At 64.4% G+C, this 12,216-nt stretch carries 14 protein-coding genes; 1 reads left to right on the forward strand and 13 read right to left on the reverse strand.

All coding sequences use genetic code 11. The features are described 5' to 3' along the window. Positions 1–63: 63 nt before the first annotated feature. Together flhF and flhA are read right to left on the reverse strand one after the other, a co-directional pair. Complete coding sequence (gene flhF / locus ACWPW1_RS15185; RefSeq protein ID WP_454253343.1) at positions 64–1,392, reverse strand: flagellar biosynthesis protein FlhF; 1,329 nt, start codon at positions 1,390–1,392, stop codon at positions 64–66. A gap of 10 nt (positions 1,393–1,402) precedes the next feature. Beyond that, entirely contained in the window at positions 1,403–3,502 is a 2,100-nt protein-coding gene (flhA, locus tag ACWPW1_RS15190) for a flagellar biosynthesis protein FlhA (protein ID WP_237140617.1), read from the reverse strand. Between the two features lie 251 nt (positions 3,503–3,753). On the opposite strand from flhA, the gene sodC reads away from it, so the two are divergent. Continuing rightward, a complete protein-coding gene (gene sodC / locus ACWPW1_RS15195; protein WP_454253344.1) occupies positions 3,754–4,281 on the forward strand; it encodes a superoxide dismutase [Cu-Zn] SodC in 528 nt (175 codons plus the stop codon). Here the strand turns inward: sodC and flhB are convergent. From flhB to fliJ, 11 genes are all read right to left on the reverse strand, one after another. Continuing rightward, positions 4,274–5,422: a flagellar biosynthesis protein FlhB gene (flhB, locus tag ACWPW1_RS15200; protein WP_313648101.1), complete on the reverse strand. Its 1,149-nt coding sequence runs from the start codon at positions 5,420–5,422 to the stop codon at positions 4,274–4,276. The two genes, sodC and flhB, sit on opposite strands and share 8 nt — an antisense overlap. Positions 5,423–5,434: 12 nt before the next feature. Continuing rightward, entirely contained in the window at positions 5,435–6,211 is a 777-nt protein-coding gene (gene fliR, locus ACWPW1_RS15205) for a flagellar biosynthetic protein FliR (protein WP_059315545.1), read from the reverse strand. A gap of 3 nt (positions 6,212–6,214) precedes the next feature. Further along, positions 6,215–6,484 (reverse strand): flagellar biosynthesis protein FliQ, encoded by a 270-nt coding sequence (fliQ, locus tag ACWPW1_RS15210; RefSeq protein ID WP_454253345.1) that lies wholly within the window; start codon positions 6,482–6,484, stop codon positions 6,215–6,217. A 27-nt stretch (positions 6,485–6,511) separates the two neighbouring features. Beyond that, on the reverse strand, positions 6,512–7,309 hold the full coding sequence (gene fliP, locus ACWPW1_RS15215) for a flagellar type III secretion system pore protein FliP (protein ID WP_454253346.1): 798 nt from the start codon (positions 7,307–7,309) through the stop codon (positions 6,512–6,514). Next, complete coding sequence (gene fliO / locus ACWPW1_RS15220; RefSeq protein ID WP_313648102.1) at positions 7,306–7,719, reverse strand: flagellar biosynthetic protein FliO; 414 nt, start codon at positions 7,717–7,719, stop codon at positions 7,306–7,308. The genes fliP and fliO overlap by 4 nt, the downstream gene beginning before the upstream one ends. 3 nt (positions 7,720–7,722) lie before the next feature. Then, positions 7,723–8,178 (reverse strand): flagellar motor switch protein FliN, encoded by a 456-nt coding sequence (fliN, locus tag ACWPW1_RS15225; protein WP_059315547.1) that lies wholly within the window; start codon positions 8,176–8,178, stop codon positions 7,723–7,725. Between the two features lie 54 nt (positions 8,179–8,232). Then, complete coding sequence (gene fliM / locus ACWPW1_RS15230) at positions 8,233–9,204, reverse strand: flagellar motor switch protein FliM (protein WP_007160377.1); 972 nt, start codon at positions 9,202–9,204, stop codon at positions 8,233–8,235. Positions 9,205–9,212: 8 nt separating this feature from the next. Continuing rightward, a complete protein-coding gene (fliL, locus tag ACWPW1_RS15235) occupies positions 9,213–9,734 on the reverse strand; it encodes a flagellar basal body-associated protein FliL (RefSeq protein WP_059315548.1) in 522 nt (173 codons plus the stop codon). Between the two features lie 119 nt (positions 9,735–9,853). Beyond that, entirely contained in the window at positions 9,854–11,266 is a 1,413-nt protein-coding gene (locus ACWPW1_RS15240; protein WP_454253347.1) for a flagellar hook-length control protein FliK, read from the reverse strand. A 77-nt stretch (positions 11,267–11,343) separates the two neighbouring features. After that, the gene (locus tag ACWPW1_RS15245) at positions 11,344–11,700 is read right to left on the reverse strand and encodes an Hpt domain-containing protein (RefSeq protein WP_059315550.1); all 357 of its coding nucleotides are present in this window, start codon (positions 11,698–11,700) and stop codon (positions 11,344–11,346) included. 66 nt (positions 11,701–11,766) lie between these two features. Next, entirely contained in the window at positions 11,767–12,210 is a 444-nt protein-coding gene (gene fliJ / locus ACWPW1_RS15250) for a flagellar export protein FliJ (RefSeq protein ID WP_454253348.1), read from the reverse strand. Positions 12,211–12,216: the final 6 nt, after the last annotated feature.

Raw genomic sequence — 12,216 nt, forward strand, 5'->3', positions numbered from 1 at the left:
CACTTTAGACCAAGTGCATTTGGCGTGCCCAGGCATGCGATGCACCACTACCGTTCGTCGGCGCTAACCGGCGCGGCGGGCATTGCTCTGATACAGGCCGGCGAACATGCCGGCCATGGTTTCTTCGCTCGGCTCTTCGGACGCCTGCAGGCTCACGGCGCGGCTCACCAGCTGGTGGCTGCGAGCCGGATGCAGATCGTCCGGGATGCGCGGACCGTCGGCGATGTAGGCCACCGGCAGGCGCTGGCTGATGGCCAGGCCCAGGGCTTCGCCGAGGCTGGCGGCCTCGTCCAGCTTGGTCAGCACGCAGCCGCTCAGGCCGCAGCGCCGATAGCTGTGATAGGCCGCCTTGAGCACCTGGCTCTGGCTGGTGACACCCAGCACCAGGTAATTGCGAATCTTCAGCTGGCGGTTCGCCAGGGCTTCGAGCTGCGCCTTGAGCGCCGGATCGTTGGCGGGCATGCCCGCGGTATCGATCAGCACCAGACGCTTGCGTGCCAGGGGCGCCAGGGCCTGCGCCAGGGACTGGCCCGGATCGACCAGGGTCACCGGTACGTCGAGGATGCGGCCCAGGGTCTTGATCTGCTCCTGGGCACCGATGCGGAAGCTGTCCATGCTGACCAGCGCCAGACTCTGGGGACCGTACTTGAGCACGTAGTTGGCGGCGAGCTTGGCCAGGGTGGTGGTCTTGCCCATGCCGGCCGGACCGACGAAGGCGACGATGCCGCCCTCCTCCAAAATCTTGGCGTCAGTGGTCTTGGCCAGCTGGGCGAAGTTGGCCAGCAGCATGCGCCAGGCATGGCGCGGGTCCTGGATCTTGGCCACGCTGTCGAGCAGGTGGCGGGCCAGGTCGGCCGGCAGCCCCATGCGTTGCAGACGGCGCCAGAGGCCGGCCTGCTCCGGACGGGTGGACTGCACCTGCGTCCAGGCCATGGAGCCCAGCTGGACTTCCAGCAGTTCACGCAGGCCACTGAGTTCGCTGCGCATGGCTTCCAGGGCGCGGCGGTCTTCCGGCGCGGCGCTGGCGGCAGCTGCTGCAGCAGCCGGTTGGGGGGCACGCGGCGGGGCGATCACCGGCTCGCGACGGCTGTCGGCGGCGCTGATGGCGCCGAGCAGCTGCTTGTCCTTGGGTGCGGCCGAGGGCACGCCCGGCGCACGAATGCTGAGGTCGGCATGGGCCTGGGCGATCTTCGCATGGGTCTTGCGCAACTCCGCCTGCAGCTCCGCGTTGGGCGCAGCCGGTGCCGGAGCCTGGTAGTCCAGCGCCGCGGTCAGCTCGACCCCGCCGGCGACCCGGCGGTTGCTGAGGATGGCGGCATCCGGGCCCAGCTCGTCGCGTACCAGCTTCATGGCTTGACGCATATCGGCAGCGAAGAAACGTTTGACTTGCATGATCTAGACCTCAGCCATTCTGGCCAACGGTAGCGACGATGGTGACCTGCTTGTTGTCCGGAATTTCCTGGTAGGCCAGTACACTCATGTTCGGCGCTGCCATCCGGGCGAAGCGGGACATCATCCCGCGGATCGCACCAGCTACCAGCAGCACCACTGGCTTACCCATCATTTCCTGACGCTGCGCTGCCTCGATAAGGGAACGCTGCAGTTTTTCAGCCATGCCAGGCTCAAGGAACATACCGTCCTCGGCGCCCTGACCGGCCTTCTGCATACTACTTAGCAACATCTGTTCCAACCTTGGCTCAAGGGTGATAACAGGCAGCTCAGGCTCCATTCCTACGATGTTCTGGACGATTGCGCGGGACAACGCGACCCGTACGGCACCGGCGATGGCGGCGGGATCTTGACTCCGCGGACCGACGTTGGCGATGGCTTCGGCGATGGTGCGGATGTCGCGGACCGGTACCTGCTCCTGCAGCAGCTGCTGGAGGATCTTGAGCAGGGTCGACAGGGAGACGATGCCGGGCACCAGTTCTTCGGCCAGCTTGGGCGAACTCTTGGCCAGCACCTGCAGCAACTGCTGGACTTCTTCGTGACCAATCAGCTCGTGGGCATGCTTGAAGAGGATCTGGTTGAGGTGGGTGGCGACTACGGTACTGGCATCCACCACGGTGTAACCCAGGGATTGGGCCTGGTCACGCTGAGTGACGTCGATCCATACCGCTTCCAGACCGAATGCCGGATCCTTGGCGGCGACGCCATTGAGGGAGCCATAGACCTGACCGGGGTTGATCGCCAGTTCGCGGTCGGGATAGATCTCGGCCTCGGCCACACTCACCCCCATCAACGTCAGACGATAGGCATTGGGCAGCAGGTCCAGGTTGTCGCGAATATGAACTGACGGCATAAGAAAGCCGAGGTCCTGGGACAGCTTCTTGCGCACGCCCTTGATCCGTGCCAGCAGTTGACCACCCTGGTTGCGATCGACCATGGGGATCAGCCGGTAGCCGACTTCCAGACCCACCATGTCCACCGGGGTCACGTCGTCCCAACCCAGCTCCTTGGCCTCGGCCGGGCGCTGCACGGGAGCCAGGTCCTGCTGCTTCTTGGCTTCGACTTCGGCGGTCTGCTTGGCCTGGCGCTGACGCTTGTAGATCAGCCAGGCACCGGCGGCGGCACCACCGCCCAGACCAAGGAACGGCAGGTGCGGCATGCCCGGCACCAGGCCCATGGCGATGATGATGAAGGCCGATACCGCCAGCGCCTTGGGCGAAGCAAACATCTGACGATTGACTTGCTGACCCATGTCCTCGGCGGAAGAGACGCGGGTCACCATGATGGCGGCGGCGACCGACAGCAGCAGCGACGGGACCTGGGCCACCAGGCCGTCACCGATGGTCAGCAGGGCGTAGATGCGGGCAGCGTCGCCGAACGACAGACTGTGCTGGGCCATGCCGATGGCCATGCCGCCGATGAGGTTGATGAAGAGGATCAGCAAGCCGGCGACGGCGTCACCGCGCACGAACTTGCTGGCACCGTCCATGGAGCCGTAGAAATCGGCTTCCTGGCCCACTTCGGTCCGGCGCTTCTTGGCTTCGTTCTGGTCGATGATGCCGGCGTTGAGGTCGGCGTCGATCGCCATCTGCTTGCCGGGCATGGCATCCAGGGTGAAGCGCGCCGACACCTCGGAGATACGGCCGGCACCCTTGGTCACCACCACGAAGTTGATGATCATGAGGATGGCGAACACCACCGCACCGACCACGTAGTTGCCGCCGACCACCACCTCACCGAAGGCCTGGATGACCTTGCCCGCGGCGTCGTGGCCATCCTGGCCGTGCAGCAGCACCACGCGGCTCGAGGCCACGTTCAGCGCCAGGCGCAACAGGGTCGACACCAGCAGGATGGTCGGGAAGACGGCGAAGTCCAGCGGCCGCAAGGCGTAGACGCTGACCAGCAGGACCACGATCGACAGGGCGATGTTGAAGGTGAACAGCACGTCCAGCAGGAACGGCGGCATTGGCAGGGTCATCATGGCGAGCATCGCCAGGACGGCCAGCGGCACGCCCAGGTTGCCGCGAGCCAGACCGCGCATGTTGCCCATCATCAGGGATTTATCGACTTTCACACCCATTCCTCGCTTGCCGGTGCCGTCGTCACGGAAAGTTGACGCAGCGCACTGTTCGCAGAGGCCTGAGCAAGCTCCGGGCCAACTGCCCAACAGCTTGAATCCGCAAGGTTTTCCGGAGGCGATACAGGACTGGTTACGGATCGGTGGAGCGGCGGGCTGAACCCCAGGTGAAAGACGCGAGTCTGTCTAGGGACCTGCGCTAGCGCGCCTATCCGAGGAGCATCATGATGAAAATCTGGACCGCGACGCTGTTGGCCACCTGCCTGGCCGGCACTGCCCAGGCGGCTGAATCCCTGACGATTCCCGTGAACAAGGTCACGACCGACGGTGTGGGTGAAAGCGTCGGCAGCGTGCAGGTGACCCGCTCGAAATATGGCCTGGTCTTCACCCCCGACCTCAAGGGCCTGGAGCCGGGGATCCATGGTTTCCACGTCCATACCAAGCCCAACTGCGGCCCGGCCGAGGTGAATGGCACCCTGACCGCTGGCGGCGCCGCGGGTGGTCATCTTGATCCGCGCAACACCGGCAAGCACAGCGCGCCCTGGTCGGACGATGGTCACCTGGGCGAACTGCCGGCGCTCTATGTGACCGCCGACGGCCAGGCCACCCTGCCGGTGCTGGCGCCCCGCATCAAGCGTCTCGAAGAGATCAAGGGCCATGCCCTGATGGTACATGCCGGAGGCGACAACTACTCCGATCAGCCCAAGCCCCTTGGCGGTGGCGGCGCCCGCGTCGCCTGCGGCGTCATCAAGTAGGCGCCTTCCCCTCCTCGTCCCGCCGCAGATCCGGCGGGATGGGCAGGTCTGACAGCTTGGGCTTGCGGCCACGTCCGGCGCGGAACTGCCTGAGCTGATAGACATAGGCCAGGACCTGAGCCACGGCCACATAGAGCCCGGCCGGAATCTCCTGATCCACATCGGTTGAGTAATACACCGCCCGCGCCAGGCCGGGTGACTCCAGCAGCGAGACCTGGTGTTCCTGGGCGATCTCGCGAATCTTCAGCGCGGTGAAATCGCTGCCCTTGGCCACCAGCACCGGCGCCCCGCCCTTGGCCGCATCGTACTTGAGGGCCACGGCGAAGTGGGTCGGGTTGGTAATGACCACATCGGCATTGGGCACCTCGGCCATCATCCGCTGCTGCGCCATCTGCCGCTGCATCTGGCGAATCTTGCCCTTGACCTCCGGCTTGCCCTCGCTGTCCTTGTATTCGTCCTTGATCTCCTGCTTGGTCATCATCAGTTTCTTGCGATTGCTGAAGATCTGGAAGGGCACGTCCACGGCTGCGATGATCAACAATCCCAGCGCCAGCAGCAGCGTGGCATGCCCCACCACCTGCATGCTGTGCAGCAGCGCCTGCTCCAGCGGCAGCTTGGCGATCTGCAGCAACGCCGTGCGCTCGCTCATCAGCACCAGCACCGACACGCCGAGGATGATGAAGAACTTGCCCAGCGCTTTGAGCAGCTCCACCAGGGAGTTCTTGGAGAACATACGTGTGATGCCGGACAGCGGATTCATCCGACTCGGCTTGGGCGCCAGCACCTTGCCGGAAAACAGGAAGCCGCCCAGGGCGATATGGCCGACGATGGCGGCGATCACCACCAAGGCAATCATCGGCACCATCCCCAGCATCGCCGCCTTGCCCGAGGCCAGCAGGAAGGTGCCCATGAAGCGTTCGTCCATGACCTCTTCGCGTCGCAACGAGAAGTTGCTGCGCATCACCTCCAGCAGCTTGCCGCCGAGGAAGGCGCCGTACATCAGCAGGCCGCCAACACCCGACAGCATGACTGCCACCGTACCGAGTTCGCGTGACCGCGGGAGCTGCCCCTCCTCCCGAGAATCACGCTTGCGTTTCTCGGTGGGGTCTTCTGTGCGGTCTTCGCCATCGGATTCAGCCATGCGGCATACCTCCTAGCGTTCGCGGGCGAGTTCGCGCAGCCATTGCAGCGCCTCGCTGGCGAGACTTTCGTAGTGGGACAGGATATCGGCGGTGCCGAGCCAGACGATCACCATGCCCAGCACCACGATCAGCGGCATGCCGACGGAAAAGATGTTCAGCTGCGGCGCCGCGCGGGTCATGATGCCGAAGGCGATGTTGACCACCAGCAGCGCGGTGATGGCTGGCAGGACCAACAGGATGCCGGCACCCAGTACCCAGCCCAGCCGGCCCGCGATCTGCCAGAAATGCTCGACGCTCAGGGTATCCCCTACCGGCAGGGTGACGAAGCTCTCGGCAAGGATCTCGAACACCACCAGATGACCGTTCATGGCCAGGAACAGCAGCGTCACCAGCATGGTGAAGAACTGCCCCATGACCGGTGCTGAGGCGCCGTTGACCGGATCGATCATGGACGCGAAGCTCAGACCCGCCTGGGTCGAGATGATCTGCCCGGCCACCACGAAGACATGGAAGAACAGCTGCAGGCTGAACCCCATCACCGCGCCGATGAGGATCTGCTCGACGATCAGCGGCAAGGCCTGGACGCTGATGGCATCCACCTGTGGCATCGGGGGCAAGGTGGGTACCAGCACCAGGCTCAACGCCAGGGCCAGGTACATCCGCACCCGCACCGGGACCAGGGTGGTGCCGATGATCGGCATGGTCATGAGCAGCGCGGCGATGCGAAACAGCGGAAACAAAAAGCTGCCGACCCAGCCGCCGATCTGGGCGTCGCTGAGCGCGAGCATGGGCTAGCCGATCAGCCGCGGAATATTGGCGACCGAGGTCTGGATGAACTCCATCAACTGCCTGACCATCCAGGGCCCCAACACGATCAGCGTCAACAAGGTGACGATCAGGCGCGGCAGGAAGCTCAGGGTCTGTTCGTTGATCTGGGTCGCCGCCTGGAACACCGCCACGATCAGGCCAACGATGAGGCTGGGTATCACGAGCACGGCCACCAGCAGCGCGGTAAGCCAGAGGCCCTGGCGGAACAGGTCGACGGCGACTTCAGGGGTCATTTCGCTTCTCCACGCAAAGGGGCACCGCTAGACGGTACCGAAACTGCTCGCCAGGGTGCCCATGATCAGCGCCCAGCCATCCACCAGCACGAACAGCATCAGCTTGAACGGCAGCGAGATGATCATGGGTGACAGCATCATCATGCCCATGGCCATCAGTACGCTGGCGATCACCAGGTCGATGACCAGAAAGGGAATGAAGATCATGAAGCCTATCTGGAAGGCGGTCTTGAGTTCGGAGGTGACGAAGGCCGGCACCAGGATCGACAGCGGTGCCTGATCGGGGCTGGCGATGTCGGTGCGCTTGGACAGGCGCATGAACAGGTCCAGGTCCGATTGCCGGGTCTGACCCAGCATGAAGTCCTTCATCGGCACCTGGGCGCGGGCGATGGCATCCTGGGCACTGAGTTGTTCGTTCAGGTAGGGCTGTACGGCGGTAGTGTTGATGCGGTCGAACACCGGCGCCATGATGAACAGCGAGAGAAACAGCGCCATACCCACCAGCACCTGGTTGGAGGGCGTGGTCTGTAGCCCCAGCGCCTGGCGCAGGATGGCGAAGACGATGACGATGCGGGTAAAGCTGGTCATCAGCATGACGAACGCCGGGATGAAGCTCAGCGCCGTCATGATCAGCAGGATCTGCAGGCTGACCGAATATTCCTGCTGCCCCTGACCGTTGGTACTCAAGGTGATGGCGGGTATCGACAACGGATTGGCCTGCCCGGCCTGCTGTGCCAGCGCCAGGGGCGCGAACAGCAGCACGGCCAGTCCCAGCAGCCAGCCCAGGGTACGCCCCAGGCCGGCCGGTAGACGCAAAGGGGTCATGGTTTCGCCTTGGGATCGCGGCTGATGAGTTCCAGCAGGCGCTGGGCGAATTCTGGCGGCGGCGCCTCCGTCTCGCCCAGGCGAACCGGTTCGCGCAGGCTGTGCAACGGCGTGATGCGCCCTCCGGCGACGCCGATCAGCAGCTGCTCCTGACCGACCTGTACCAGCACCAGCCGCTCGCGCGGTCCGAGGTGCTGGGTCGAGATCACCTTGATCGCCTGCTGGCCGCGCGGGCCCTGTTGCTGCACGCGACGCACCAGCCAGGCCAGGCCGAGGATCAGGCCGATCACCAGCAGCAGGCCCAGCAGCAACTGGCCGAGCTGAGCCCCCACGTCCAGCCCGGGACTGGTGGCTTCGGCGGCACGCGCGGTCAGGGGAAGCAGACCCAGCGGCAGGAGCAGACTCTTCATGGATCACCGCAGCTTCTTGATACGTTCCGTGGGACTGATGACGTCGGTCAGGCGGATCCCGAACTTCTCGTTCACCACCACCACTTCACCATGGGCGATCAGCGTACCATTCACCAGCACGTCCAGTGGTTCGCCAGCCAGACGGTCGAGCTCGATGACCGAGCCCTGGTTGAGTTGCAGCAGGTTGCGGATGGAGATGTCGGTGTGGCCGACCTCCATGGAGATGGTCACGGGGATGTCCAGGATCACATCCAGGTTGGGACCTTCCATACCGCTCACCGCCAGACCTCCACTGCTTTGTCCGAATTCTTCGACCGGTGCCTTGGGCGGCTTGGGCGGTTCTACCTGGGTACCCTGGGCCATCAGGGCATCGATATCGTCCTGACTGGCATCGCCGGCTTCGGCCAGGGCCGCGGCCCATTCGTCCGCCAGGGCTTGTTCTTCGGGGTTCTCTTCCATCGTCTAGGTCTCGTGCTACGCCGGGCCGCGGCCCGGACGGGAAAACATTGCCGCTCAGCGGCCGCGGCTGACCGGTTCGAGAATCTGTAGGGCCAAATTGCCCTTGCGCGCGCCCATCTTGACCTTGAAGGTGGGCATGCCGTTGGCTCTCATGAGCATCTCTTCCGGCATCTCCACCGGAATCACGTCGCCAGGCTGCATGTTGAGGATATCGCGGAGTTTGAGTTGCCGCCGGACAACCGTCGCTTCCAGGGGAACCCGGACATCGAGCAGATCCTCGCGCAGGGCCTTGACCCAGCGTTCGTCCTGGTCGTCCACGTCCGACTGGAAACCGGCGTCGAGCATCTCGCGAATCGGCTCGATCATCGAATAAGGCATGGTCACGTGCAGCTCACCGCCACCGCCATCCAGTTCGATGTTGAAGGTGCTCACCACCACCACTTCGCTGGGGCTGACGATGTTGGCCAGCGCCGGGTTGACCTCGGAATTCATGTACTCGAACTGGCAGTCGAGCATGGCGCCCCAGGCTTCCTTGAGGTCGATGAAGCACTGGTCGAGCACCATGCGCACCACCCGCAATTCGGTGGGGGTGAATTCGCGACCTTCGATCTTGGCGTGACGGCCGTCACCGCCAAAGAAGTTGTCTACCAGCTTGAACACCAGCCGGGCGTCGAGGATGAACAGCGCGGTACCGCGCAATGGCTTCATCTTGACCATGTTGAGGCTGGTGGGCACGTACAGCGAGTGGATGTATTCGCCGAACTTGGTGACCTGCACCCCGCCCACGGATACATCCGCCGAGCGCCGTAACAGGTTGAACATGCTGACCCGGGTATAGCGGGCGAAACGCTCGTTGATCATCTCAAGGGTCGGCATCCGCCCGCGGACGATACGATCCTGACTGGTAAGGTCGTAGCCCTTGATGGTGCCCGGCTCGGCATCGGTCTCGGTCTCGACGATGCCATCGTCGACCCCGTGCAGCAGGGCATCGATTTCATCCTGGGAGAGCAGATCTTGCACGGCCATGGTGTTACCTATTGCAGGACGAGATTGGTGAACAGTACCTGTTCGATGGTGGTCTGGCCGGTCAGTTTCTTCGCCAGCTCCTGAACCTTGCTGGTAGCCTGCTGACGCAACATTTCCTTGCCCACCGGCGTGAGCAGGCTATTGAAGTCCTGCCCGGAAAACTGCATGACCAGCAGATTCCGCACCTGCGGCAGCTGCGCCTTGAGCGCGTCCATCTGCGCCTGGTCGCGCCCCATCAGGGTCACCGTGACCTGCATGTAACGCTGCCGACCATCGGCGTTGTAGTTGACCACGAACGCCGGCACCAACGGCTGATAGACCGCAGCCAGGTGCACCGGTGCCGCCGGAGTAGCGGGCGCAGCGTGCTCGGGCTCGGCGTTCTTCTTGCCCAGCAGGAACCAGGTCGCTCCCACGGAGGCGCCGATGACCAGCAGCAGGGCCACGACGATGATGATAATGAGCTTGAGCTTGCCTTTGCCCTTGCCTTCCGCGGCTGCACCCTCTGCCGCGGGCGCCTGCTTCTTCGCCATAAGTGCTCGACCGAATCCTGTGCTGCGCGTCACCCTTGTCGAGTGACGCAGCTAACCTATTGATACGAAGGGGATATAGCAGGTGCGGCCCAGGCTGTCACCTGGGAGCCGGTGGCCTGTCACGCGTAGTAGTCGACCAGACTGCGCGCCGCGAGCGTCGCCGAGCCGCGGGTTTCGGCGACGTTCGCCACCGCTTCATCCTCGCCGCCGCTCGCGGCACCACCGCGACCTCGGCGTGATCCCTCGTTCTGAGCGCCCTGCTGCGACTGCTGCCAGGCCTGGCCCGACGACTGGTCGGAGACGTTTACATTGGCCAGGTTCATGCCCTGCTGGGCGAAGAGCTCACGCAGGCGCTGGCTGCCGTTTTCCAGTGCCTCGCGCACATCGGCGTGGGGACTGGCGAAGGTGACCTGGGTCTGGTCCTGGGTCATGTCGATCCGTACTTCCAGTTTGCCCAATTGTGCCGGTTCCATCTGGATGTCGGCGGTCTTGAGGTTCTGGCTGGACATCCACATGACCTTGTCCACCACGGCCTCACTGAAGTTGCCGGCCTGTGGGCTGAGCGGCTGGCCAGGCACCGTAGCGGTAACCGGACGGGCGGTTTGCGCCGGCGTGCTCATGGCTTGCGACAGGGCAGTGAGCTTGTCGGCGAAGGCGTCGGTCTTGGTCGGCATCGCCGCGTCCTGATCGCCCCCCTGATCCAGCGTCGAGGCCAGGGCGGCACTGGCCGCCTGATCGGCCGCCGGAACCGCCGCGCTGGCGTCCGGCATCATGCCCTGCAACTGCGTCGCCGCCAGGTTGTTGGCAGTGGCGGCTGCCTTGCTGGCATCAGCCTGAGCCTGAGGCACCTGGCCCAGCATTTGCGCCAGACCATCGTCCGAGACCTGCTCGCCAGCTTTGGCCGGGGTCGCCGCTGCACCCGTGCCTGCACCCGTAGCGGTCGCCGGCATGGCGGTGGCCACGGCGCCGCCCAGCAAGGCCGCCGGATCCAAGGCCTGAGTGGTGGCAGTGGTAGCGGCGGTAGCCGCCTCTGCCGCCGTTCCGGTCGGGACCTGGGGTGTTGGCGCCGGCATGGCTACCGGTTGCGGGAGCTGACCGGTCATGCCGAACATGAACAGCGGATCCAGTACCGCGTCGACCGGCGCCTTGGTTTCTTCACCCTGGGCTACCGGCAAGGTTTTGCCGCTGTCGTCGGTCGCGGCTGCCGACTGCTCACCGCTCTTGGCAGTGGTGTCGGCCTGAGGCTTGGCGTCCGCCGTGCGGTCGTCATCGCCAGCGCGTTTCACCCGGTCATCGCCATCCCGGGCGCGCGCGGGTTCGTTCCTGCGCGCCTGACTGGACGCCTTGCTATCGCTGGAGTCCCGCGGCTTTTCGCTGCGTACCGCTTCCCGCGGTTGTTCCTGGGCAAAGACGTCGGCAAATCGTTCCTGAGTCGGAGAGCGATCCTGGGGAGAGGGGGTTTTGACCGCAGTCCTGCCAGGCGTGGCCGGAGAGCTTGCGGCGTTGAGAAGAAAATCGGGCACGACGGCCATGGAAGGCTCCAAGCGACGGGTTTTCCAGAAACTTGCAAGTTGCGCGCCAGCCACAAACGCCAGCACTTTGACGAGACTCAGGTTGTGTAGCGTTGCCGCTCGACCTTGAACAAGATGCGCACGATGGCGAACTCACGCTCCATCGCGGAAACGCCCATGGCCAGCTCGGCGGTGGAGGCCCGGCGCCGGGCGCCCTCCTCCACGTCCCGGCACAGTTGCGCCAAAGGCGCGGCACCCATGTTGCCGGCGCTACCCTTGAAGCTGTGCGCCAGCTGGCGAACCTGCTCGGCATCGCCACCAATCAGGCTACGCTTGAGTTCCGCGATGCGTTCTTCACAGTCCACGAGAAAGGTATCGATGAGGTCGACGTACTCCTCCTCCATGCAGTCGCGCAGGGCGGCGAGCGTTTCCGAATCAAGATGGGTGGAAAACATCGATACTCTCACTGACAAGGGCACTGGTACTGACGAGGCAACAAACACCCCGCAGGTCTGCGGGACCTATAGATAGGTCGAACGCGCCCGCTGCGCATATTCGTCCATCTGCTTCTGCTCGCGCTTGTCCTCGACCAGGCGCTGCTCCTGCTTGTAGCGCTCGACCAGCTTGCGCAGGCCTTCGAGCCGGGCATAGCGCTCCTGCCACTGCACGCGCGCCTTGGCGACCACGTCGCGGTGCCACTGGGCATTACGCTCCTGCTGGCCGATCGCCTCTTCCAGCTGACTGAGAAAACGCTGATAGCCGATCAGCCATTGCCCGGTGACGCCCTGACTGCCGTTGGCTACCAGCCGCTGCTGGTAGTCCTCGCGATAGCGCTGCAATTCGCCCAGCTTGAACTCGGCCTGGGCCAGTTGCTGCTGGCACTGCCCCAAGCGCTGGGCGGCGTCGCGCTCGTCGCGCTCACTCATCTCCACCACGGGGCCCAGACGTTCGGCTCTGCCTTTCATGATCCA

This window comes from Pseudomonas sp. Marseille-Q7302 (assembly GCF_965111925.1).

What these genes read in the sequence shown, in the direction of transcription:
- flhF (WP_454253343.1), bottom strand. Translation starts at nt 1,392, where the DNA reads ATGCAAGTCAAACGTTTCTTCGCTGCCGATATGCGTCAAGCCATGAAG.
- flhA (WP_237140617.1), bottom strand. Translation starts at nt 3,502, where the DNA reads ATGATGGGCAACATGCGCGGTCTGGCTCGCGGCAACCTGGGCGTGCCG.
- sodC (WP_454253344.1), top strand. Translation starts at nt 3,754, where the DNA reads ATGAAAATCTGGACCGCGACGCTGTTGGCCACCTGCCTGGCCGGCACT.
- flhB (WP_313648101.1), bottom strand. Translation starts at nt 5,422, where the DNA reads ATGGCTGAATCCGATGGCGAAGACCGCACAGAAGACCCCACCGAGAAA.
- fliR (WP_059315545.1), bottom strand. Translation starts at nt 6,211, where the DNA reads ATGCTCGCGCTCAGCGACGCCCAGATCGGCGGCTGGGTCGGCAGCTTT.
- fliQ (WP_454253345.1), bottom strand. Translation starts at nt 6,484, where the DNA reads ATGACCCCTGAAGTCGCCGTCGACCTGTTCCGCCAGGGCCTCTGGCTT.
- fliP (WP_454253346.1), bottom strand. Translation starts at nt 7,309, where the DNA reads ATGACCCCTTTGCGTCTACCGGCCGGCCTGGGGCGTACCCTGGGCTGG.
- fliO (WP_313648102.1), bottom strand. Translation starts at nt 7,719, where the DNA reads ATGAAGAGTCTGCTCCTGCCGCTGGGTCTGCTTCCCCTGACCGCGCGT.
- fliN (WP_059315547.1), bottom strand. Translation starts at nt 8,178, where the DNA reads ATGGAAGAGAACCCCGAAGAACAAGCCCTGGCGGACGAATGGGCCGCG.
- fliM (WP_007160377.1), bottom strand. Translation starts at nt 9,204, where the DNA reads ATGGCCGTGCAAGATCTGCTCTCCCAGGATGAAATCGATGCCCTGCTG.
- fliL (WP_059315548.1), bottom strand. Translation starts at nt 9,734, where the DNA reads ATGGCGAAGAAGCAGGCGCCCGCGGCAGAGGGTGCAGCCGCGGAAGGC.
- ACWPW1_RS15240 (WP_454253347.1), bottom strand. Translation starts at nt 11,266, where the DNA reads ATGGCCGTCGTGCCCGATTTTCTTCTCAACGCCGCAAGCTCTCCGGCC.
- ACWPW1_RS15245 (WP_059315550.1), bottom strand. Translation starts at nt 11,700, where the DNA reads ATGTTTTCCACCCATCTTGATTCGGAAACGCTCGCCGCCCTGCGCGAC.
- fliJ (WP_454253348.1), bottom strand. Translation starts at nt 12,210, where the DNA reads ATGAAAGGCAGAGCCGAACGTCTGGGCCCCGTGGTGGAGATGAGTGAG.